Genomic DNA, 21,126 nt, shown 5'->3' on the forward strand with positions numbered 1-21,126 from the left:
CGCAGGCCAGGGGCAGCGTCCCTAGGGGCGCGGGGAACTGCGCGACCAGCCCCCACGCACCCGCACCCGCACCCGCACCCGCACCCGGCTCAGTTCAACATCGCACGAGCCGCATGCGCCTGCCCCCGCACCTTCACAGCCGCCCCCTCATCAACCGCCCCCATCACCTCCGCATACGCCTCCAACTCAGCCGCACCCCGGAGAAACTCCCCCCGCCGCACCAGCAACTGCGCCCGCTCATACCGCAACCGAGCCGGATGCGAAGGCAGCAGCAGCGACAACTCCACCCCCCACAACGCCACATCCGACCGCTCAGGCCGAGCCGCGGCCCAGGCCCGCACGTTGTTGAGGATCCGCACGACCACCTCCAACGGATCGGCCGGCGCCAACATCGACGGATGCAGCGCGGCCCCCGTCGCCCCCGCGACCATCAACTCCACATCACCCCCGCTCAACACCCGCCCCCCGTCAAAGGGATCAGCGAGCACCTGCTCCTCCGCGTCCCCGACCCCGACCACGAAGTGCCCCGGCAACGCGACGCCGTACACATGCGCCCCCGCCCGCCGAGCCACCTCCATCCACACCACCGACAGCAGAATCGGCAACCCACGCCGCCGCCGGAGCACCTCATGCAGCAACGACGACTCAAGCCGCCGATAGTCCGCGGCGGAGCCGCGAAACCCGCACCGTTCCCCGAGCAGCTCCCGCAACGCCACCGCCCACGCCCGCGGCCCCCCGGGCCGGAACGGCAGCCGCCCCGCCAACTCGTCCAGCTCGATCTGCGCCGCGTCGATCCCGGCCTCGTCCAGCGCCCCGTCCGCCTCCGCGCCGACCAGGAGGCAGAGCGTCGACAGATCGGGCCGTTCGGAACGTGCCTCTTCGGCGAACCGCCGCCGCAGCTCGGCGGACCGTTCCGGCGGGGGAGGGTAGGGGGGACGCATAGCTGGCTCGTGCCCTCTCACGGCGATCCGTACCGGCCGGTGTCGTTCGCCTCGTCCGTCGCGACCTCGTCCGAGGCCGGCTCGCGGTAGTGGTGGTACGAGTGATGCGCACCGAAGCCCATCCCGCCGTACAACGCCCGCGCCCCCTCATTGTCCGCCTCGACCTGCAGCCACGCAGCCGACGCGCCCTCGTCGAGGGCCTGCCGGGCCAGCGCGGCCATGACCTCGGTGGCCAGCCCCTCCCGCCGCCGCCCGGGATCGACCTCGACGGCGGCGAACCCGGCCCACCGCCCGTCCACGACCAACCGCCCGATGGCGGCGGGCGCGGCCCCGCCCGCACCGGGCACCGTCGCGAACCACACCGACGGCCCGCTTCCCAGCACCTGCAGCGCCACCTCACTCACGCCCTTGCGCTGATAACGCCCCAGCCACTGGGCATCGGCAGCCCTGGACAGCACGACCCCGGCCCCCGCCGCCCGGTCGGCGACCGGCGCAAGCCCGCCGATCCACATCTCGGCCGTCACCTCCCGGGCCCACCCGCGCCGCTCCAGCTCGGCGCACAGCAGCTCCTGCGTGCCCTCGGCCCCGGTCGCGGTCTGGATGTACGCGGGCAGCCCACGGTCGCCGTACCACCGCCGTACGACGGTGAGCGCCTCGTCGAGCGGGAGGCCGGGGTCGCCGAGGGGCAGGACGGAGTTGGCCCGCCGGGTGAACCCGGACGCGGCCCGCAGCTCCCACTCGCCGAGCCGCTCGCTCTCCACCGGCCGCCAGGCCCGGGCGGCGACGTGGGCCAGCTCCTCGTACGAGGCGGCGGGACCGCGTCGGCGGGCGGGTGCGGTGGGCACCACCTTGCCCGCCACCAGCGAGGACTCCGGAATCCGGACGGACTGTCCGTCCCGCCGCGTGATCACCAGTTCACCGGTGTCCCATGATGTGAGAACACCCACCGTGTCGGTGAATTTCTCGTGCGCGCTTCCACGCGTGCTCAAGCACCGCACCGATACGCGTTTGCCCACGTCAGCAGTGGTGATACGGATCTCAAGGCGCCCGGCCGCGGAGATTTCCACAGGTCAGTTCACCCCTCCTGTTCGGATCATGCCCAAGAACGGAGATACTAGGTGCGGGCATCGACGACGCCGCGCTCCCGCGCGCCAGGCGGCGGAGCCTGAGGAGGCCCGCCAGCGCCCTATCGAGGAGGAACGACAGCGTGACCTACGTCATCGCGCAGCCTTGTGTCGACGTCAAGGACAAGGCGTGCATCGAGGAGTGCCCGGTCGACTGCATCTACGAGGGCTCCCGGTCCTTGTACATCCACCCGGACGAATGCGTCGACTGTGGTGCCTGTGAGCCGGTCTGCCCGGTCGAGGCGATCTTCTACGAGGACGACACTCCTGAGGAGTGGAAGGACTACTACAAGGCGAACGTCGAGTTCTTCGACGAGCTCGGCTCCCCCGGCGGCGCGAGCAAGCTGGGCCTGATCGAGCGCGATCACCCCTTCATCGCCGCGCTGCCGCCGCAGAACGGCTGAGAGCGGCCCGCGTCACTCGCGCCGCCTCGGTCCCGTACGGCCTGATCGCCTTGATCGCCGTACGGGGCCGAGGCGTTTGCCGTACCGAAGAAAGTGAGCCGAGCACCGTGTCCGCAGTCTCCGACCCCCCGCCCGTCGCCCGCCACCGCCCTTCCAACGAGTCGCTTCGCGACCGCCTTCCTGACTTCCCGTGGGACAAGCTGGCGCCGTACAAGAAGACGGCCGCCGCCCACCCGGACGGCATCGTCGACCTGTCGGTCGGCACCCCGGTCGACCCGGTCCCCGAGCTGATCCAGAAAGCGCTGATCGCCGCGGCCGACTCCCCGGGCTATCCGACCGTCTGGGGCACGCCCGAGCTGCGCGACGCGATCACCGGCTGGGTGGAGCGCCGGCTGGGCGCCCGCGAGGTCACCCACCACCACGTCCTGCCGATCGTCGGCTCCAAGGAACTGGTCGCCTGGCTCCCGACCCAGCTGGGCCTCGGCCCCGGCGACCGGGTCGCCTACCCGCGCCTGGCGTACCCGACGTACGAGGTCGGCGCCCGTCTGGCGAGGGCGGAGTACGAGGTGTACGACGACCCGACGACGCTGGACCCGGCGAACCTGAAGCTCCTCTGGCTCAACTCGCCCTCCAACCCGACGGGCAAGGTGCTGTCCAAGGCCGAACTGACCCGGATCGTCGCCTGGGCCCGCGAGCACGGCATCCTGCTCTTCTCCGACGAGTGCTACCTGGAGCTGGGTTGGGAGGCCGACCCGGTCTCGGTCCTGCACCCGGACGTGAACGGCGGCTCGTACGAGGGCATCGTCGCCGTCCACTCCCTCTCCAAGCGCTCCAACCTGGCGGGCTACCGAGCGGCCTTCCTCGCCGGCGACCCGGAGGTCCTCGGCCCTCTCCTGGAGATCCGCAAGCACGGCGGCATGATGACCTCCGCGCCCACCCAGGCCGCTGTGATCGCCGCCCTCTCCGACGACGAGCACGTCCGCATCCAGCGCGACCGCTACGCCGCCCGCCGCGAGTCCCTCCGCACCGCCCTCCTCACCCACGGCTTCCGCATCGAACACAGCGAGGCCAGCCTCTACCTCTGGGCCACCAGAGACGAGTCCTGCTGGGACACCCTCGCCCACCTCGCCACCCTCGGCATCCTGGTCGCACCGGGCGACTTCTACGGCGAGGCAGGCGAAAGGTTCGTACGAGTGGCTCTGACAGCGACGGACGAAAGGGTACGGGCGGCGGTACAGCGCCTCTGAGAGGCATGGCTGTGGGCAATCGTTCCGCAGGGCGGAACGGGTGGGCACAGCCTGCAGCGCCGGGCACCGGCTGAACACGCCCCAGCCCTTGCCGACGTAGACACGCAAAAGCGACGGGGCCCAGGAAACGTCCCTGGACCCCGTCGCGGCCAAACCCAGGCGGTTAGCCGATCGGCAGGCCCTTCACAGGCACGGACGGCGCAGCCGGCAGCCCACCCTGCGTGAGGGACCCCGTCGACACGCCACTGTCCGCCGCCGCAGCGGTCGCGTCACCGAGAAGGGCCCCGGCAGAACCGGCCGCGTCCCCGGCGGTCTTCTGCGCCGCCGGCGTCGCCTTCTTGACCGCCTTGCCGCCGGTCTTGCCCGCGGCCGGCACCGCGTTCTTGACCGCGTTGCTGCCGGCTTCACCCGCGAGCCCGGTGACGTGCTGCGCCGCACCGTCGACGCTGTCGCCGACGCTCGCCCCGTCCAGGGCGGTCAGCCCGCCGAGGTTCGGGGTGGCCGGCAGTTCGGGGGCCGCGCTGGCGGAGCCGGCCGCACCGACCCCGGCTGCCGCTCCCGCTGCGACGAGCAGCGCGGTACGGGCGATCCGGCGGGTCAGGGGGAGGGACATAATGCTCCTTTGACGGGAGAGAACGTTGGAGTGTCCGACCTTGCCCGGCAGTTGATCCCCCTCCGCGACCGACTGGCCGTCGGCCTGCGGTGGTTGACCGAGCGGGCTCGGACGCAGTGACTACCGCTCGAAGCCCGCGAAGGTTGCGGCGGGACAACGTAAAGAGTTGGCAATGCGTCGCATTATCGGCTGCGGATAAAAACGGGCAAACGGGTGCCCCGCTCAAAACTCTGCCGAATCCTTACAGCCCTTTGTCCTCAAGGGATTTGGCGGATACGAGGGTGACGGCGCGAAAACCTGAGCACACCGTCGCCCGGGCGTGCCGCGCATAACTCCCGCGGGTGACCTGCCGTACTACTGCGCGGTCACGACTCGGACCGAGTCGGCCGTGTCCGCCGTGCCCTTCTCCGCACCGGCGGCGCCCGCGCCGACCTCCGGCCGCCACCGGCTGTCCGTGTTCCCGGCGGTCCACACCCGCCCGGCGTAGGAGACGCGTTCGATATGGAGCTCGGAGGCGTTGGCCACGGCCCAGTGCGCCAGCTGCCAGCCGCGCTGCGTCAGGCTGCGCCGGGTGCCGTCGTCGGAGTCGTCGGAGTCGTCGGTCACGGGCAGTGTCAGAGTCCGTCCGTTGCTCTCGACGCTCGGGGAGGACGTGGGCGTCGCCGCCGCCGCGTCGCTCACCACCGCGCCGGCCGGCTCCAGCTCCTCGCCGCCGAAGTCCCGGGCGAACGCGGACCGTACCGCCTCGGTCCCTTCCGCGGGGGTGGCCCCCGGGCGTCCCGCACAGGTCAGGGTGGCCGCCGAGCGTCCGGTGAGAGCGGCGGCGAGCAGCGCGGCGTCCGGCTCGTGCTTGGCGTAGGCGTCCGGAAAGCCGCTGCGCTGCACGCGCTGCGCGGCCACGGTGAGCGGGAGGCGGGTGTAGTCGGGGACCTTGACCAGATGCTCGTAGAACTTGTCCGCCGCGTACGTCGGGTCCATGATCTGCTTCTGCGTGCCCCAGCCCTGCGAGGGCCGCTGCTGGAACAGGCCGAGCGAGTCCCGGTCGCCGTGGTCGATGTTGCGCAGTGCCGACTCCTGGATCGCGGTCGCCAGCGCGATCGCCACCGCCCGCTCGGGCACGCCGCGCGCGGTGCCGACGGCGGTGATCGTCGCCGCGTTCACCGCCTGCTCGGGCGTGAACTCGTACGTCGTCCCGTCGCCTTGGTCCGACACCACCTTGCAACCCGGTGTGCCGGTACCGCCGGTGATGTACTGCATCACGAGATAACCGGCGAGGGACATCAGGACCACGAAGGCCGCCCCGAAACGGAAGAGGCGGCCGCGGCGTCGTCGAGTAGGGGATGGCGCTGGCATTCCTACAAGGTAGCTGAGGTTACTGGGGGGTATGGGTCCGGTGGGGAAAGTGGGCGGAAGGCCTGGCGCGTTAGGGTCGAGTCCATGGCCGATACCCTGCTTGACCTCACGTTGGACGCCGCGCGGCTGACCGCGCAGCTCGTCGACTTCCCCTCGGAGAGCGGCACCGAGAAGCCCCTCGCCGACGCGATCGAGGCCGCTCTGCGCGCCCTGCCGCACCTGACGGTCGAGCGGTACGGCAACAACGTCGTCGCCCGTACGAACCTGGGCCGCGCCGAGCGCGTGATCCTCGCCGGCCACATCGACACGGTGCCGATCGCCGAGAACGTCCCGTCGCGGCTGGACGAGGACGGCGTCCTGTGGGGCTGCGGGACCTGTGACATGAAGTCGGGCGTCGCGGTCCAGCTGCGCATCGCGGCCACCGTCCCCTCCCCGAACCGCGACCTGACCTTCGTCTTCTACGACAACGAAGAGGTGGCGGCGGAGCTCAACGGTCTCAAGCACGTGGCCGAGGCGCGCCCCGATTGGCTGGAGGGCGACTTCGCCGTGCTCCTTGAGCCGTCGGACGGGCAGGTCGAGGGCGGCTGCCAGGGCACCTTGCGGATGCTGCTGAGGACGAGCGGCGAGCGGGCCCACTCCGCGCGCAGCTGGATGGGCTCGAACGCGATCCACGCGGCGGCCCCGATCCTGGCGCGGCTGGCGGCCTACGAGCCGCGCTACCCGGTGATCGACGGCCTGGAGTACCGCGAGGGCCTGAACGCGGTGGGCATCTCGGGCGGCGTCGCCGGAAACGTCATTCCGGACGAATGTGTCGTCACCGTCAACTTCCGCTACGCACCGGACCGCACGGAGGAGGAGGCGATCGCCCACGTCCACGAGGTGTTCGCGGACTGCGGGGTGACCGAATTCGTGGTGGACGACCACAGCGGCGGCGCCCTCCCCGGCCTCTCCCATCCGGCGGCCGCGGCCTTCATCGAGGCGGTCGGCGGCACCCCGATGCCCAAGTACGGCTGGACGGACGTCTCCCGTTTCAGCGCCCTGGGTGTCCCCGCGGTGAACTACGGCCCGGGGAACCCGCACTTGGCCCACAAGCGTGACGAGCGCGTGGAGACGGCGAAGATCCTGGCGGGGGAGAAGCGTCTGAAGGCCTGGCTGACGGCGTGACGACGCGGCGGATGCGGGCGGCGGACATGCCGATGTCCCCCGTCCGTAACCAGCCTGGATCTACGCTGAGGTGGAAAGACCGCAAGCGGAGGGAGCGCACATGGCTACCGGGAACCCCGAGGGCAAGAAGCAGCCACCTCAGGAGCAGCGCCTGGGACCGGTCCTCCGACGGCGGGGTCAGGTCACGGCGAGCACGACCGACCAGCGGCTGCTGGACGCCGGCGGCCCCTCGGACTGGGTCCACACCGACCCCTGGCGCGTCCTGCGCATCCAGTCGGAGTTCATCGAAGGCTTCGGCACCCTCGCCGAACTCCCGCCCGCGATCAGCGTCTTCGGCTCCGCCCGTACGCCCGTGGACTCACCGGAGTACGACGCGGGCGTCCGCCTGGGTCGCGGCCTGGTGGAGGCCGGCTGGGCGGTCATCACGGGCGGCGGCCCCGGCGCCATGGAGGCAGCCAACAAGGGCGCATGCGAGGCCAAGGGCATCTCCGTCGGCCTGGGCATCGAGCTCCCCTTCGAACAGGGCCTCAACCCCTACGTCGACATCGGCCTCAACTTCCGCTACTTCTTCGTCCGGAAGATGATGTTCGTCAAGTACGCCCAGGGCTTCGTGGTCCTCCCCGGCGGCCTGGGCACCCTCGACGAACTCTTCGAGGCCCTCACCCTCGTCCAGACCCAGAAGGTCACCCGCTTCCCCATCGTCCTCTTCGGCAGCGCCTACTGGGGCGGCCTCATCGACTGGCTCACCAACACCCTCATCGCCCAGGGCAAGGCCTCCGAAAAGGACCTCATGCTCTTCCACGTGACGGACGACGTGGACGAGGCGGTGGCGCTGGTGTCGAAGGAGGCGGGACGGTAGCGGGCTGATTGTCTGAGCCCCTCCGGCGGCTGATGCTTTCCAGCCCCTCCGGCGTTTGAGGAGCGGGGGTCCGGGGGCTGGCCCCCGAAACGGGGTCGAAGGGGCGGAGCCCCTTCAGGATGGGACGGGTAGGGGCGGCGGGGGCGAAACAGTATCCATTAGCGGCTCCGCCGCGGGCCCTACGCCAGCCCCCGCCGGGCCACAGCCGGAGCCCGATGCCCAGCGATGGCCGCAACCATGTCCAGCACCTGCCGAGTCTCGCCGACCTCATGCACCCGATACACCTGCGCCCCGAGCCACGCGGACACCGCGGTCGTCGCCAACGTCCCCACCACCCGCTCCTTCACGGGCCGATCCAACGTCTCCCCCACAAAGTCCTTGTTGGACAAGGACACCAACACCGGCCACCCCGTCCCGACCATCTCCCCGAGCCGCCGCGTCGCCTCAAGACTGTGCCGCGTGTTCTTCCCGAAGTCATGCCCAGGATCGATCATCACCGACTCCCGAGGCACCCCCAGCGACACCGCCCGCTCAGCCAGCCCCACGGTCACCCGCAGAATGTCGGCCATGACATCGTCGTACGTCACCCGATGCGGCCGCGTCCGCGGCTGAGCCCCACCCGCGTGCGTGCACACCAGCCCAACCCGGTACCGCGCCGCAACCTCCGCGAGCCGCGGATCGACCCCGCCCCACGCGTCGTTCAGCACATCCGCCCCGGCCTCGCACACCGCCTCCCCGACGTCGTGCCGCCACGTGTCCACGCTGATGATCACGTCCGGGAAGCGCCGCCGCACCTCCGCCACGAAGCCGACCGTCCGCCGTGCCTCCTCCTCGGCCGACACCTCTTCGCCCGGCCCCGCCTTGACCCCGCCGATGTCGATGATCGCAGCACCCTCTGACACCGCCTGCTCCACGCGCGCGAGGGCGGGCTCGTCACGGAAGGTGGCCCCCTGGTCGTAGAAGGAGTCCGGGGTCCGGTTCACGATCGCCATGATCACCGGCTCGTGCGGCCCGAATTCCCGCCTGCCCAGCCTGAGCATCCCCTGTGACCTCTCTTAGTGCTTCCCTGGTACATCCAGGCTTTGGGCCGCCTGCGACCCCGACTGTCAGACTCGCATGGCACGATCGGACCCTGATACACCCGACACATCCGACCGATCTCGTGGGGACCCTCAGCGATGGTTATGTTCTTGTTCCTGGTCGTCGCGCTCGCCGTGGTCGTCGCCGCGGTGACCCTCGCCGTGCTGGGCGGCGGCGAGAACGGCCCGCTGCCCGAGGTCGCCCCCGAGCGCCTCCAGGACCCGCTGCCGCTGGACCGCCCGGTCAGCCGCGGCGACGTGGAGGGCCTCCGCTTCCCGCTCGCCGCCCGCGGCTACCGCATGGCCGACGTGGACGACGCCCTCAGCCGCCTCGGCGCGGAGCTGGCCGAGCGCGACGCCCGTATCGCCGACCTGGAGTCCGCACTGGCCGGCGCGCAGGCCGCCCGCCACTCCATGGACAAACACGCCGAGGGGAACCAGCAGTGAGCGAGGGCCAGGCCGTCGCCGGCCCGGACGGCGCCCTGCGCTGCCCCTGGGCCCTGTCCACGCCGGACTACGTGACGTACCACGACGAGGAGTGGGGCCGCCCGGTCCACGGCGACGACGCCCTCTTCGAACGCCTCAGCCTGGAGGCCTTCCAGTCCGGCCTGTCCTGGATCACCATCCTGCGCCGCCGCCCCGGCTTCCGCTCCGCCTTCGCCGGCTTCGAGATCGCCAAGGTGGCCACCTTCACGGACACCGACAGAGACCGCCTCCTCGCCGACCCCGGCATCATCCGCAACCGCGCCAAGATCGACGCAACCCTCTCCAACGCACGCGTGCTGTCCGACTGGCCCCCGGGCGACCTGGACACCCTCATCTGGTCCCACGCCCCGGACCCGACGACCCGCCCCGTCCCGAAGTCCCTCGCAGACGTCCCGGCGGTCACTCCGGAGTCGACAGCCCTGTCAAAGTCCCTGAAGAAGCGCGGCCTGCGCTTCGTAGGCCCCACAACGGCCTACGCCCTGATGCAGGCATGCGGCTTGGTGGACGACCACTTGGAATCATGCGTCGCCAGAATCGCCCCTTCAGGGGCGCGGGGAACTGCGCGACCAGCCCCCACGGACCCGCACACTTAGACGGCGCTTCGGTCCCCCGAACTCACCGGCCCAAATACTTGGGCTGCTCCTTGTTGACGAAGGCCTGCACAGCGATCGCGTGATCCTCGGAGGAACCGGCCCGCGTCTGCAACTCGTCCTCCTTCTCCAACGTCTCCGCGAGCGAGTGCGACATGCCGAAGGCCACCGCCTCCTTGATCGCCCCGTAAGCCACCGTCGGCCCCGCCGCCAACGCCCGAGCCGTCTTCTCGGCCTCCGCCCGCAGCTCGGCGGCCGGCACGACCCGGTTCGCGATCCCCAGCTCGTACGCCTCCTGCGCCTTGATGCTCCGCGGGAAAAGGAGCAGATCGGCGGCGCGCCCGGGCCCGACGACACGCGGCAGCGTCCACGAGATCCCGGAGTCGGCGGTCAGCGCGACCCCCGCGAACGACGTATTGAAGGCGGCCGAGTCGGCCACGACCCGATAGTCCGCGGCCAGCGCGAACCCGAACCCGGCCCCCGCCGCGACGCCGTTCACCCCGGCCACCACGGGCTTGCGCATCTCCGTCAGCGCCCGCGCGATGGGGTTGTAGTGCTCCCGCACCGTGGTCATGGTCTGCCGCGAGCCGGTCTCCCGGTCGGCCGCCAGCAGGCCGATGTGCTCCTTGAGGTCCTGGCCCACGCAGAACGCCCGGTCACCGGCGGAGGTCAGCAGCACGGCCCGTACGGCGTCGTCGGCGGCGGCCGCCAGCACCGCGTCGCGCAGCGCGACCTTCGTCGCGATGTTCAGCGCGTTCATCGCCTCGGGGCGGTTCAGGGTGATCGTCGCGAGCCCGTCGCTGACCTCGTAGAGCACGGTGTCGGCCATGGCGTATCCCCTCCGGTTGCGGCTCCGGCGTACTCGTCGGTACGTCCCTGTCTGAGGACAGCATGGCGTAGATCACCGATGACGGACCGGAACGGACGTGTGACCTGCGTCAAAGAATTCATGACACGATTCGTGCGGCGGCGGTGGCAGCGGCGGCGCAGTATCGCAGTCACATCGCCGAATTGAGTGGTTTTGCTCGCGCGCGTTGCCCAAGCGATGCCGACTGATGTTGGTCATCGGGTCCTGAGATGCGGGATAATGGCTTGGAAGCAATGTGTTCGATGCCGGTGTCGCGTGTCCTGCGCCTTTTGGGCAGGGGCCGCGCATGCCCTCCAGGGCCGTCGGCTTTGACTATGAGCTGGTTTCAGGAAGGGGAACGAGCATGGCGGCCATGAAGCCGCGGACGGGCGATGGCCCGCTCGAGGTGACCAAGGAGGGGCGGGGCATCGTCATGCGCGTTCCGCTCGAAGGCGGCGGTCGGCTCGTCGTCGAGCTGACCCCTGACGAGGCCGACGCGCTGGGCGATGCCCTCAAGAAGGTCGTCGGCTGAGGCGCAAGCGACCATACCCTTTCAGCCGCCCCGGCATCGTATGAGATGCCGGGGCGGCTGTTTGCCGTACGGCCGTCAGGGCCGGACCGGGATACGGGGTCAGCGCTTGACCGCGCAGAGCAGCCCGTCGCCCACCGGCAGCAGCGACGGCACCAGCTCCTGGCTCTCGCGCACCGCGCGCAGCAGCTCCCGCAGCCGCAGCACCTCGGTCGGCTGCGGTCCTGAGTCCACCGTCCGGCCGTTGGCGAAGACGCCCTCGAAGACGACCAGGCCACCGGGGCGCAGCAGGCGCAACGATTCAGCGAGGTAGTCCATGACCTCCTGCCGGTCACCGTCGCAGAAGACGAGGTCGTAGCCGACATCGGCGAGACGGGGCAGGACGTCGAGGGCGCGGCCGGGGATGAAGCGGGCCCGGTTGCTGGCGAAGCCGGAGGCGCGGAAGGCCTGGCGGGCGAATTGCTGGTGCTCCGGCTCGGGGTCCACGGTGGTCAGCACGCCGTCCGGCCGCATACCGTGCAGCAGATGGATCCCGGAGACGCCGGTGCCGGTACCGATCTCCGCGACCGCCTTGGCGTCCACGGTGGCGGCGAGCATCCGCAGCGCGGCGCCCGCGCCGGGCGACACCGAGCGCAGCCCCGCCTCGCGGGCCCGGTCACGGGCCCAGCGCAGGGCTTCGTCCTCGGCGAGATAGGCGTCGGCGAACGCCCAGCTCGTCTGCCGGTTGCCGGTAATGGCCCTCTCCTGTCCCCGTGTATGCCTGGGCGCGACTGTATCCGTTGCGCCCGGGAACCCGCAGATGGGACCGGGCGTTTAAGGGGGTGGGAGACAAGAGCGGGGGACACGGATGGATCACGAAGAGATGCGGGACGGCGAGCAAGTGCTGACGCAGCCGCATGAGCCGTATCAGCCCAGATCAATTTCTCGTAAAACCGCTTATCCGGAGCTAACGGGCGAGGTGGCTATGGTAGGGGCTCCACTGGACACCACCAGAGCCGACAGGGGAGGTGCGGCTGCGCCTGGGGATCGGGGCGGAGTGCTGCGGCGCTTCCTCGGATCGGCAGGCAAGCCGAAATCCGTGAACGACACAGCTGCTGACCACCGCCACGCCGGCGACTACGCCCAGACCGCGACCTTCTCCAGCGACGCGGACGGGCAGGCGTGGACTCCGCCCACCTGGGAGGAGATCGTCAGCACCCACAGCGGCCGGGTCTACCGCCTGGCCTACCGCCTCACCGGCAACCAGCACGACGCCGAGGACCTCACCCAGGAGGTCTTCGTCCGCGTCTTCCGCTCCCTGTCGACCTATACGCCGGGCACCTTCGAGGGCTGGCTGCACCGCATCACCACGAACCTGTTCCTGGACATGGTCCGCCGCAAGCAGCGCATCCGTTTCGACGCGCTCGGCGACGACGCGGCGGAGCGCCTGCCCAGCCGCGAGCCGAACCCGCAGCAGATCTTCAACGACGCGCACTTCGACGCGGACGTCCAGCAGGCCCTCGACACCCTCGCGCCCGAGTTCCGCGCCGCGGTCGTCCTGTGCGACATCGAAGGCCTGTCGTACGAGGAGATCGCCGCGACCCTCGGGGTCAAGCTCGGCACGGTCCGGTCCCGTATTCACCGCGGCCGCTCGCAGCTGCGCAAGGCTCTGGCGCACAGGTCGCCCGAGGCCCGGGCCGAGCGCCGCTCCTTCGCGGCTCGTGTCCCGGTACTGGGGGGAGGGGGCGCGTCCGCGTGAGTGGATCACGGCCCAAACCCGCCGAGGGGCACCTCGCGGAACAGCACCTGGGAGACCGACTCGCCGCGCTGGTCGACGGCGAGCTCGGTCATGAGGCGCGCGAGCGTGTGCTCGCGCATCTGGCCACCTGCTCGAAGTGCAAGGCAGAGGCCGACGCGCAGCGCCGTCTGAAGAACGTCTTCGCGGAAGCGGCCCCGCCGCCCCCTTCCGAGAGCTTCCTGGCCCGCCTCCAGGGGCTGCCGGGGGGAGATGACGGCGACGGTGGCTCACGGCTGGACGGGTTCGGTGACGGACTCTCCGGACGGCCCGCGGCCGCCGGCGTCTTCGGGATGAAGCGGAGCGAGCGCTTCGAGTTCGGCTACGTCCCCGCCCGCGCGCACGACTCCATGCTTCCGTCGGCGGGCCGCGGCTTCCGTATACATGACGTCAGCCGTCATGAGGCCGAGCGGTCGGCCTCGCGCGGCATGCGGTTCGCGTTCGTCGCGGCCGGGGCGGTGTCGCTGGCCGCGATCGCGCTCGGCGGGGTCACCGCCGGCACCGGCGAGACCACGAACGCCGCGCGGGACGGCTCCGGCGGCAGCAATGTGACACCGATGCGGACACAGGGCTCCGGGGCCGCTACGGCGCCCGAGAGCCAGCGCCGCCGGGGTGTCGGCGTCGGCCCGCTGCTGGCCCAGGGCGGCCAGCAGACGCCGCTCGGTCAGACCCCGGTCGCCCCGACCGCCGTCTCGGCCCCCCTGCTGCCCGGCGTTCCGGCGCCCGGCGGCGGACACGTCCAGCAGGCCGCGGCACATCCGCTGACCACGCCGGTGGTCGCCGGTGCGGCCGCCATGTCTCCGCTGATACGTCCGCTCAACTCCACCCCGCCGCTCACCCTCACCTCGTGGTCCACCGACCCGGAGATCACGCACCCCGGCCTGTTCGCCGCGCCCGTCCCCGACGCGACCTCGTCCGGCTCCCCCGGCACGGGCCGCTGACCCGCCCTCTGCGCCACGGCGCGTGAACCTGGTTGAATCCAGGGAGGGTCGCGCCCAGGCAGGCAGCCGGGCGCGGAGTAGACGATCTGCGGCCACCGCCGACGAGCCGTGCCGCGGCCAGCTGTGGGGAGCGCATGAACGAGGGGAAGCCCACGAAGGCGAAGTGGTGGAGCCGACCTCGCCCGCAACCCCTTGCGGGCGCTGCGGCCCAGGACACTTCCCCGACGCAGGCCGAGGCGGCACCGGCCGAGGCGGCGGCTGAGGGCGACTTCGAGTTGGCTCCGCTGTCGGGGGTGAGCGGCGGTGAGAGGGCCTCGGGGGATGGGGACTTCGAGCTGGAGCGGCCTGTGGGGGCTCGCGGTGGTGACGCGGTTTCGGCTGAGGGCGACTTCGCGTTGGAGCTGCCTGCGGCGGGTCGCGGCGGTGAAAGGGTCTCGGGGGATGGGGACTTCGAGTTGGGTCGGCCTGTGGGGGGTCGGGGTGACGACGCGGTTTCGGCTGGGGGTGACTTCGAGTTGGAGCAGCCTGGCGGAGGTCGGGGCGATGCGGGCTCGTCCGAGGGGGACTTCGAGCTGCGGCTTCCTGAGGAGGCGGGGGCCGAGGACGACTTCGGGCTGGCTCAGCCCTCTGTGACGCCGGTTTCGCAGGCGGACAGCGAGTCGGAGTCGGCCACCGAGCGCCCCAAACCCCTGCATGACCCCGACCCGTACAGCACCCCTCCGTACGGCGAGCCCGGCCCCTGGGCACCCGCCCCGCCGGTCCAACACCCGGCGACCACACCGGCCGAGGGCACGCCGACGCCTGCGGCTCCGCAGGACGCGTCGGCGCCAACGCCTGTGTCGACGCCGATGCCGACGAACGGCACGTCCGCCGCGCCCGCGCCGACGCCGGCTCACGGCACATCGGGGTCGGCGCCGACCTCGCCCCCGACCCCGACCCACGGATCCTCAGTCCCGCCCGTGCCGACGCCGACCCCCGCCTCGCCTCCCCCCGCGCCACCCCTCACCGCGCCCCCCGCCGCCCCCGCTCCGCCCACCGCCCCCTTCCCACCCCCCGCCAACCCCTGGCAGAACTACGACCCCTGGGCCCCCGTCACCGGCCCCCTCCAGCAGAACGGTGCGGCCGTACCCACCGCCACCCAGCGCCGTAAGCGCACGCGTAAGGCTCTGCTCGGCGGTGCCCTGCTGCTGGCGCTGGTTTCCGGGGGCGTCGGGGGTGCCGTAGGGGCGTACCTCGAGCGGAATGGTGGTGTGGGGAGTGTGGAGTTGCCGCAGGCCGAAGCGGAGCCCACCGGGCGGCCGGTGGACAGTGTCGCGGGGATCGCCGCGCGGGCGCTGCCCAGTGTGGTCACCCTGCATGTCAGCGGCAGCGAAGCACAGGGCACCGGCACCGGCTTCGTACTGGACGACCGCGGCCACATTCTCACCAACAACCACGTCGTGGAACCGGCCGGAACAGGCGGCGAGATCTCCGTGACGTTCCACAGCGGCGACACCGCCAAGGCCACGGTCGTAGGCCGGGACGGCGGCTATGACCTCGCGGTCGTCAAGATCAGCGGCGTCACAGGCCTCAAGCCCATGACGCTCGGCAACTCCGACAACGTCCAGGTCGGCGACCCCGTCGTCGCGATCGGCGCCCCCTTCGACCTGGCCGGCACGGTCACCTCCGGCATCATCAGCGCCAAGGAGCGGCCCATCACCGCGGGCGGCGAGAGCGGCGACGGAAGTGACGTGTCGTACGTCGACGCCTTGCAGACCGACGCGCCCATCAACCCCGGCAACTCCGGTGGTCCCCTCCTCGACGCCGAGGCCCGCGTCATCGGCATCAACTCCGCCATCCGCTCCGCCGGCGACGGCTCAGACCTGGACGGCGGACAGGCCGGTTCGATAGGGCTCGGCTTCGCCATCCCCGTCAACCAGGCCAAGCGCGTCGCCGAGGAGCTGATCAACACCGGCAAGGCGACCCACCCGGTCATCGGCGTCACCCTCGACATGGAGTACGCCGGCGACGGCGCCCGCGTCGGCACGCAGGACACCGGCGGCGGCCCCGCGGTCAACGCGGGCGGCCCCGGCGACAAGGCCGGCATCAAGGCGGGCGACGTCATCACCGAGGTCGACGGCCAGCGCATCCACTCCGGCGAGGAGCTGATCGTCAAGACCCGCGCCCACCGCCCCGGCGACCGTCTGGAGCTGACGCTGGAGCGCGGCGGCAAGGAGATCCGGATCGCGCTGGTGCTCGGTTCCTCCGCCGCCGACTGAAACACTGCGAAAACCGTGATCCGCCGAGACTCACAGAAATGTCACAGTCCGGACCCCGCCAAGCCGCCCATCAGCGCCCCCACAAGGCAAACAACTCCGAAAACCGCACTCCCACCCGCACTCGGAGGCCTCGGGACAGTACCGGTCGTACGGCATCGCCGGGTACCGTGGACCCGGCCCGGACCACGGACGACCCACACAGACCACCGAGGGCCGAGGACCGAAGGACTCGCGAGGAGCTTCAGGTGTTCAATGACATAGGACCGCTCGAGCTGATCACGCTCGTTGTCCTCGCCGTGCTCGTCTTCGGTCCGGAAAAGCTTCCGAAGGTCATCCAGGACGTCATGCGGACCGTCCGTAAGATCCGTGAGTTCTCGGAGAGCGCCAAGCAGGACATCCGTGAGGAACTCGGGCCGGAGTTCAAGGACTTCGAGTTCGAGGACCTCAACCCCAAGACGTTCATCCGCAAGCAGATGGACAACGACGAACTGGGGATCAAGGAGATCCGCAACGGCTTCGACCTGAAGAAGGAGATGGCCGAGGTCACGGACGCGGTCCACGGCCGCGACGCCGACTCCTCGTCGTCCTCGTCCGCCGCCGCGTCGTCGGGTTCGTCCGGCTCCCGCATCGACATGACGAAGAAGCCCGAGAGCCCGAGCGACGAGCGCCCGCCGTTCGACTACGACGCCACCTGAGCGTTCGTACGACACCCTCTGAGACGACGCCCTCTGAGCAGTGCGTACGACGCCGCCAGAGCCGTACGACCGCGGCGCCCGCCGGCGTCGTACGTGACGCGTTTCATACTCCGCCCCCGCGCCCCGCGGCCTGAAGACGGCCTCCGAGCGGCCCACGCGCCGGGCGATTTCCCGGCTGCCCCGAGCGCTGTGGATATGCTGCCGAGTTGTTGTGGGACCGGATGACTGCGCCCGAGGGGGGCGGGCCGTACCGGGCCGACGAGAGCAAGGGGGGCGGGCCGTACCGGCCCGTCACGAGCGAGGAGGCGTCCGGGCATATGGAGACGACGAGTCGAGTCGCGCAGCCGGCAGCCGCGGAGGGTGGACAACAGGTCCCCTCTGCCCGGCGTACGGTCGACGGCTACCTGCTGGCGCCCTTCCCGTGGTACGGCCTCGACGAGGCCTTCACGGGGCCGCGCTGGCTGATGCAGGTGGGGACGGCGGCCGACGGGGCCGTGGAGCACGGTTCGATCGGGCACGGTGACGAGCCCTCCGTCCGCAACGAGGCCGTCGCGGCGGCCGATGCCAAGGAGAAGTTCGCGGTCGTCGTGACCGTCGCGGCGAATCCGTCCCGGCGGAGCGCCGACGGTACGGGGCTGCTGGAGGCCACGTCGGTGTCCTCTGCGGCGTGGCTGGCGGGGGTGGGGCTGCTGTCCTTCACCTGGCCCGGGCAGATGGACCACACCCTGCGGGACGACTGGGTGGAGCAGCAGACGGAGACGGCGTGGGCGCTGGCCGACGATCTCGACGGGGCGGCGTGGTCGACGTTGTCCCTGCCTGTGGATGGCGTGCCTACGCCGTTCCACTACCGGGAGTCCGAGTTCGGGTGGGTGCTGGCCGGGTCTACGCCGGAAAGGGTGCATGTGGGGGCGTACGGGCGAGGGATGAGTGCGTATGGGCTGGGGTTTGCTGTGATCAAGGACGTTGCCGCGTACGCATGACGGAAGGGGCGCCGGTGGGTTTCGGCGCCCCCTCGCCGTAGGGCCTCAGATGTTTCGCGGGTGCGGGTTCGCTGTGGCTTGTCGCGCAGTTCCCCGCGCCCCTTACGGGGCGCCCCCGCACCGCTACTAGAACTTGTTGCGCGGCGTGATTCCCAGCGCCATGCCCGACAGGCCCCTCTGTCGTCCCCCCAGCTTCCCCGCGATCGCGCGCAGTGCGGAGCCCGAGGGGGAGTCCGGGTCGGTCAGGACGACCGGCTTGCCCTCGTCGCTGCCCTCGCGGAGGCGGACGTCGATGGGGATGTTGCCGAGGACGGGGACGTTCGTGCCGGTGGTGCGGGTGAGGCCGTCGGCGACGACCTGGCCGCCGCCCGTGCCGAAGACGTCGACCATCTCGCCGCAGTGGGGGCAGGGGAGGCCGGACATGTTCTCGACGACGCCGACGATCTTCTGGTGGGTCTGGACGGCGATGGAGCCGGCGCGCTCGGCGACCTCGGCAGCGGCCTGCTGGGGCGTGGTGACTACGAGGATCTCCGCGTTCGGCACCAGCTGGGCCACCGAGATGGCGATGTCGCCCGTGCCGGGCGGGAGGTCAAGGAGCAGGACGTCCAGGTCGCCCCAGTAGACGTCCGCGAGGAACTGCTGCAGCGCCCTGTGGAGCATCGGGCCGCGCCAGACGACCGGGGCGTTGCCCGGCGTGAACATGCCGATGGAGATGACCTTCACGCCGTTGGCGGACGGCGGCATGATCATGTTCTCGACCTGGGTGGGAAGGCCGTCGGCGCCCAGCATGCGGGGCACGGAGTGGCCGTAGATGTCGGCGTCGACGACGCCCACCTTGAGGCCGTCCGCCGCCATCGCCGCCGCGAGGTTGACGGTGACGGAGGACTTCCCGACGCCGCCCTTGCCGGAGGCGATCGCGTACACGCGGGTGAGGGAGCCGGGCTTGGCGAAGGGGACCTCGCGCTCGGCCGTGCCGCCGCGCAGGGCGGAGGCCAGCTCCTTGCGCTGTTCGTCGCTCATCACGTCCAGCTCGACGTCGACGCGGGTGACGCCTTCGACCCGCGCCACCGCCTCCGTCACGCGCTGCGTGATCGTGTCGCGCATCGGACAGCCGGAAACCGTCAGGTACACGGCAACCGCGACCGCTCCGTCCGCACCGATCTGAACCGACTTGACCATCCCGAGTTCGGTGATGGGGCGGTTGATCTCGGGGTCGTTCACCGTCGACAGTGCTTCGCGCACCGCGTCTTCCGTAGCCATAAGGACGATGGTACGGCGCCTCACAAGTACCCCGGAAAGCCCGTCAGCGGTCGTCTACGTCACGTCCGCGCGGCCGATCTGCCGGGAATACGCCGTGCCCGTCCTGCCGGTCCTCCAGTTCCTTGACTAGGTCCTGCAGTTCCGAGCGGATCCAGTCCCGGGTCGCGACCTCGCCGAGGCCGATGCGCAGGGCGGCGATCTCGCGGGTCAGATACTCGGTGTCGGCGATCGACCGCTCGTTCTGCCTGCGGTCCTGTTCGAGGTTGACCCGGTCGCGGTCGTCCTGCCGGTTCTGCGCGAGCAGGATCAGCGGCGCGGCATAGCTGGCCTGCAGCGACAGCATCAGCGTCAGGAAGATGAACGGGTACTCGTCGAAGCGCAGCACACTGGGCGCGGCCACGTTCCACAGCACCCACATGATGATGGCGAACGTCATCCAGACGAGGAACCGCCCGGTGCCGAGGAAGCGCGCGATGCGCTCGCTCAGCCGCCCGAAGGCCTCCGGGTCCCACTCCGGCAGGACCCGGCGCCGGGGCGGGGCGGGCTGGTCGAGCCGGGGGTGGCGCGGCCGGGCGGCGGCCGTCGCGCCGGCGGGCGTGCGTTCACGGGTCGCGGTCTCGCGCTCAGGCACCACTCGTCCCCACCCCCTCGTCGAGGTCGTCGAACTCCGACTCCCGCCAGTCGTCGGGCAGCATGTGGTCGAGTACGTCGTCCACGGTCACCGCGCCGAGCAGCGACCCCGACTCGTCGACGACGGGCGCCGCGACCATGTCGTACGTCGCGAAGAACCCGGCGACGAGGGGCAGCGCCGCGTCCGGGGCGAGCGGTTGCAGGTCGTCGTCGACGAGCGAGCTGACCAGGGTGTACGGCGGGTCGCGCAGCAGGCGCTGGAAGTGGACCGTGCCGAGGTACTTGCCGGTCGGGGTCTCGTCGGGCGGGCGGCAGACGTACACCTGGGCGGCGAGCGCGGGGGAGAGGTCAGGGTTGCGGACGCGGGCGAGGGCGTCGGCGACGGTGGAGTCGGGACGGAGGATGATCGGCTCGGTGGTCATCAGACCGCCCGCCGTGCGCTCCTCGTACGCCATCAGACGCCGTACGTCGGCCGCCTCGGCGGGCTGCATCAGACCCAGCAGCCGCTCCTTCTCCTCCTCCGGCAGCTCGCCCAGCAGGTCGGCCGCGTCGTCCGGGTCCATCGCCTCCAGGACATCCGCCGCGCGCTCCTCCTTCAGCTTGCCGAGGATCTCGATCTGGTCGTCCTCGGGGAGTTCTTCGAGTACGTCGGCGAGGCGGTCGTCGTCGAGGGCGGCGGCGACCTCCGCGCGCCGTTTGGGGGAGAGGTGGTGGAGCACATTCGCGAGGTCGGCGGGGCGCAGCTGCTCGAAGGTGGCGAGGAGGCTCTCGGCGCCCTGTCCGTGCTCCTCCAGGGAGAATCCGGTGACGTGGGACCACTCCACGGTCAGCGTCTCGCCCTTGGCCCGCCGGAAGGCGCCGCCCTTCTTTCCCTTGCGCACGAACACCCGGCCGATCTCCCAGTCCCGACGCGCCGGCAACTGCTGCACCGACACGTCGAGCACCGTGACCTCCTCGCCGGTCTCCGCCAGCGTCACGCGCCGGTCGAGCAACTCGCCGAAGACCAGCCGCTCGGTGGGCCGCTGCTCGAAGCGCCGGACGTTGAGCACACCGGTGGTGATGACCTGGCCGGACTCGATGCCGGTGACGCGGGTCATGGGCAGGAAGATGCGGCGGCGGGTGGCGAGTTCGACGACCAGTCCGAGCACCCGGGGCGGACGCCGCCCGACACGCAGCACGACGACGAGATCGCGTACCCGCCCGACCTGATCGCCGGCCGGATCGAACACGGCGACGCCGGAGAGGTGCGAGACGAAGATCCGGGGGGCGCCGGCTGCCATGGCTGCGCCTCCTTCTCGTACGGGTTGCTGCGTCTGTTCCGAAGTGTCGTACAGGTTGCTCACACATGTTCT

The 21,126-nt window shown here is 71.0% G+C and carries 22 protein-coding genes; 12 read left to right on the forward strand and 10 right to left on the reverse strand.

The features are described from left to right. Positions 1-89 precede the first annotated feature (89 nt). Positions 90-941 (reverse strand): transglutaminase-like domain-containing protein, encoded by an 852-nt coding sequence (locus tag KCH48_RS26255; protein WP_210577198.1) that lies wholly within the window; start codon positions 939-941, stop codon positions 90-92. Positions 942-958: 17 nt separating this feature from the next. After that, complete coding sequence (locus KCH48_RS26260) at positions 959-2,008, reverse strand: GNAT family N-acetyltransferase (RefSeq protein WP_210577199.1); 1,050 nt, start codon at positions 2,006-2,008, stop codon at positions 959-961. A 140-nt stretch (positions 2,009-2,148) separates the two neighbouring features. Between KCH48_RS26260 and fdxA the strand changes: the two genes are divergently transcribed. Further along, positions 2,149-2,469, forward strand: a complete 321-nt coding sequence (gene fdxA, locus KCH48_RS26265; RefSeq protein ID WP_003985062.1) for a ferredoxin — start codon at positions 2,149-2,151, stop codon at positions 2,467-2,469. Positions 2,470-2,576: 107 nt separating this feature from the next. Next, the gene (locus KCH48_RS26270) at positions 2,577-3,716 is read left to right on the forward strand and encodes a bifunctional succinyldiaminopimelate transaminase/glutamate-prephenate aminotransferase (protein WP_210577200.1); all 1,140 of its coding nucleotides are present in this window, start codon (positions 2,577-2,579) and stop codon (positions 3,714-3,716) included. 163 nt (positions 3,717-3,879) lie between these two features. Here the strand turns inward: KCH48_RS26270 and KCH48_RS26275 are convergent, their stop codons facing one another. Together KCH48_RS26275 and KCH48_RS26280 are read right to left on the reverse strand one after the other, a co-directional pair. Then, on the reverse strand, positions 3,880-4,329 hold the full coding sequence (locus tag KCH48_RS26275) for an ATP-binding protein (RefSeq protein WP_210577201.1): 450 nt from the start codon (positions 4,327-4,329) through the stop codon (positions 3,880-3,882). A 354-nt stretch (positions 4,330-4,683) separates the two neighbouring features. Beyond that, positions 4,684-5,682 (reverse strand): heavy metal transporter, encoded by a 999-nt coding sequence (locus KCH48_RS26280; protein ID WP_210577202.1) that lies wholly within the window; start codon positions 5,680-5,682, stop codon positions 4,684-4,686. A gap of 84 nt (positions 5,683-5,766) precedes the next feature. Here KCH48_RS26280 and dapE point away from each other — a divergent pair, with 84 nt between their 5' ends. Further along, on the forward strand, positions 5,767-6,846 hold the full coding sequence (gene dapE, locus KCH48_RS26285) for a succinyl-diaminopimelate desuccinylase (protein ID WP_210577203.1): 1,080 nt from the start codon (positions 5,767-5,769) through the stop codon (positions 6,844-6,846). Between the two features lie 100 nt (positions 6,847-6,946). Then, positions 6,947-7,705: a TIGR00730 family Rossman fold protein gene (locus KCH48_RS26290; protein ID WP_210577204.1), complete on the forward strand. Its 759-nt coding sequence runs from the start codon at positions 6,947-6,949 to the stop codon at positions 7,703-7,705. A 179-nt stretch (positions 7,706-7,884) separates the two neighbouring features. Here KCH48_RS26290 and folP read toward each other — a convergent pair whose 3' ends face one another. Continuing rightward, positions 7,885-8,745, reverse strand: coding sequence for a dihydropteroate synthase (gene folP, locus KCH48_RS26295; protein ID WP_210577205.1), 861 nt, complete (start codon positions 8,743-8,745; stop codon positions 7,885-7,887). 138 nt (positions 8,746-8,883) lie between these two features. On the opposite strand from folP, the gene KCH48_RS26300 reads away from it, so the two are divergent. Continuing rightward, a complete protein-coding gene (locus KCH48_RS26300) occupies positions 8,884-9,231 on the forward strand; it encodes a DivIVA domain-containing protein (RefSeq protein WP_210577206.1) in 348 nt (115 codons plus the stop codon). Continuing rightward, positions 9,228-9,863: a DNA-3-methyladenine glycosylase I gene (locus KCH48_RS26305; RefSeq protein WP_210577207.1), complete on the forward strand. Its 636-nt coding sequence runs from the start codon at positions 9,228-9,230 to the stop codon at positions 9,861-9,863. Before KCH48_RS26300 ends, KCH48_RS26305 begins: the two co-directional genes overlap by 4 nt. A gap of 22 nt (positions 9,864-9,885) precedes the next feature. Here KCH48_RS26305 and KCH48_RS26310 read toward each other — a convergent pair whose 3' ends face one another. Next, positions 9,886-10,689 carry an enoyl-CoA hydratase/isomerase family protein gene (locus KCH48_RS26310; RefSeq protein ID WP_210577208.1) on the reverse strand — a complete coding sequence of 268 codons (804 nt, stop codon included), beginning with the start codon at positions 10,687-10,689 and terminating at the stop codon, positions 9,886-9,888. 382 nt (positions 10,690-11,071) lie between these two features. On the opposite strand from KCH48_RS26310, the gene KCH48_RS26315 reads away from it, so the two are divergent. Next, the gene (locus KCH48_RS26315) at positions 11,072-11,239 is read left to right on the forward strand and encodes a DUF3117 domain-containing protein (RefSeq protein WP_003966491.1); all 168 of its coding nucleotides are present in this window, start codon (positions 11,072-11,074) and stop codon (positions 11,237-11,239) included. Positions 11,240-11,338: 99 nt separating this feature from the next. On the opposite strand, the gene KCH48_RS26320 is transcribed toward KCH48_RS26315, so the two are convergent. Further along, a complete protein-coding gene (locus tag KCH48_RS26320) occupies positions 11,339-12,037 on the reverse strand; it encodes an O-methyltransferase (protein ID WP_307840957.1) in 699 nt (232 codons plus the stop codon). A 235-nt stretch (positions 12,038-12,272) separates the two neighbouring features. Here KCH48_RS26320 and sigE point away from each other — a divergent pair, with 235 nt between their 5' ends. The 5 genes from sigE (at position 12,273) to KCH48_RS26345 (ending at position 17,884) form a co-directional block, all read left to right on the forward strand. Continuing rightward, positions 12,273-12,974, forward strand: a complete 702-nt coding sequence (gene sigE / locus KCH48_RS26325) for an RNA polymerase sigma factor SigE (protein ID WP_210577209.1) — start codon at positions 12,273-12,275, stop codon at positions 12,972-12,974. Next, the gene (locus KCH48_RS26330) at positions 12,971-13,951 is read left to right on the forward strand and encodes an anti-sigma factor (protein ID WP_210577210.1); all 981 of its coding nucleotides are present in this window, start codon (positions 12,971-12,973) and stop codon (positions 13,949-13,951) included. Before sigE ends, KCH48_RS26330 begins: the two co-directional genes overlap by 4 nt. A 134-nt stretch (positions 13,952-14,085) precedes the next feature. Continuing rightward, a complete protein-coding gene (locus tag KCH48_RS26335) occupies positions 14,086-16,209 on the forward strand; it encodes a S1C family serine protease (RefSeq protein WP_210577211.1) in 2,124 nt (707 codons plus the stop codon). A gap of 245 nt (positions 16,210-16,454) precedes the next feature. Next, the gene (locus tag KCH48_RS26340) at positions 16,455-16,904 is read left to right on the forward strand and encodes a sec-independent translocase (protein WP_210577212.1); all 450 of its coding nucleotides are present in this window, start codon (positions 16,455-16,457) and stop codon (positions 16,902-16,904) included. Positions 16,905-17,221: 317 nt separating this feature from the next. Continuing rightward, complete coding sequence (locus KCH48_RS26345; protein WP_210577253.1) at positions 17,222-17,884, forward strand: hypothetical protein; 663 nt, start codon at positions 17,222-17,224, stop codon at positions 17,882-17,884. Between the two features lie 126 nt (positions 17,885-18,010). On the opposite strand, the gene KCH48_RS26350 is transcribed toward KCH48_RS26345, so the two are convergent. Genes KCH48_RS26350 through KCH48_RS26360 form a run of 3 tightly spaced genes read right to left on the reverse strand, consistent with a single transcriptional unit; the run spans position 18,011 to position 21,054 of the window. Next, a complete protein-coding gene (locus tag KCH48_RS26350) occupies positions 18,011-19,144 on the reverse strand; it encodes an Mrp/NBP35 family ATP-binding protein (RefSeq protein ID WP_210577213.1) in 1,134 nt (377 codons plus the stop codon). Between the two features lie 43 nt (positions 19,145-19,187). Continuing rightward, positions 19,188-19,778, reverse strand: coding sequence for a DUF1003 domain-containing protein (locus KCH48_RS26355; RefSeq protein ID WP_210577214.1), 591 nt, complete (start codon positions 19,776-19,778; stop codon positions 19,188-19,190). Then, positions 19,768-21,054: a magnesium transporter MgtE N-terminal domain-containing protein gene (locus KCH48_RS26360; RefSeq protein ID WP_210577215.1), complete on the reverse strand. Its 1,287-nt coding sequence runs from the start codon at positions 21,052-21,054 to the stop codon at positions 19,768-19,770. Before KCH48_RS26360 ends, KCH48_RS26355 begins: the two co-directional genes overlap by 11 nt. Positions 21,055-21,126 lie beyond the last annotated feature (72 nt).

Source organism: Streptomyces sp. GESEQ-4 (assembly GCF_017948455.1).
Lineage (GTDB): Bacteria > Actinomycetota > Actinomycetes > Streptomycetales > Streptomycetaceae > Streptomyces.

Bases quoted from the DNA above. Each gene is read 5' to 3' on its own strand.
- folP (WP_210577205.1), bottom strand. From the start codon at position 8,745: ATGCTCAGGCTGGGCAGGCGGGAATTCGGGCCGCACGAGCCGGTGATC.
- KCH48_RS26315 (WP_003966491.1), top strand. From the start codon at position 11,072: ATGGCGGCCATGAAGCCGCGGACGGGCGATGGCCCGCTCGAGGTGACC.
- KCH48_RS26350 (WP_210577213.1), bottom strand. From the start codon at position 19,144: ATGGCTACGGAAGACGCGGTGCGCGAAGCACTGTCGACGGTGAACGAC.
- KCH48_RS26300 (WP_210577206.1), top strand. From the start codon at position 8,884: ATGGTTATGTTCTTGTTCCTGGTCGTCGCGCTCGCCGTGGTCGTCGCC.
- KCH48_RS26255 (WP_210577198.1), bottom strand. From the start codon at position 941: ATGCGTCCCCCCTACCCTCCCCCGCCGGAACGGTCCGCCGAGCTGCGG.
- KCH48_RS26290 (WP_210577204.1), top strand. From the start codon at position 6,947: ATGGCTACCGGGAACCCCGAGGGCAAGAAGCAGCCACCTCAGGAGCAG.
- dapE (WP_210577203.1), top strand. From the start codon at position 5,767: ATGGCCGATACCCTGCTTGACCTCACGTTGGACGCCGCGCGGCTGACC.
- KCH48_RS26345 (WP_210577253.1), top strand. From the start codon at position 17,222: ATGGAGACGACGAGTCGAGTCGCGCAGCCGGCAGCCGCGGAGGGTGGA.
- KCH48_RS26310 (WP_210577208.1), bottom strand. From the start codon at position 10,689: ATGGCCGACACCGTGCTCTACGAGGTCAGCGACGGGCTCGCGACGATC.
- KCH48_RS26280 (WP_210577202.1), bottom strand. From the start codon at position 5,682: ATGCCAGCGCCATCCCCTACTCGACGACGCCGCGGCCGCCTCTTCCGT.
- KCH48_RS26275 (WP_210577201.1), bottom strand. From the start codon at position 4,329: ATGTCCCTCCCCCTGACCCGCCGGATCGCCCGTACCGCGCTGCTCGTC.
- KCH48_RS26360 (WP_210577215.1), bottom strand. From the start codon at position 21,054: ATGGCAGCCGGCGCCCCCCGGATCTTCGTCTCGCACCTCTCCGGCGTC.
- KCH48_RS26335 (WP_210577211.1), top strand. From the start codon at position 14,086: ATGAACGAGGGGAAGCCCACGAAGGCGAAGTGGTGGAGCCGACCTCGC.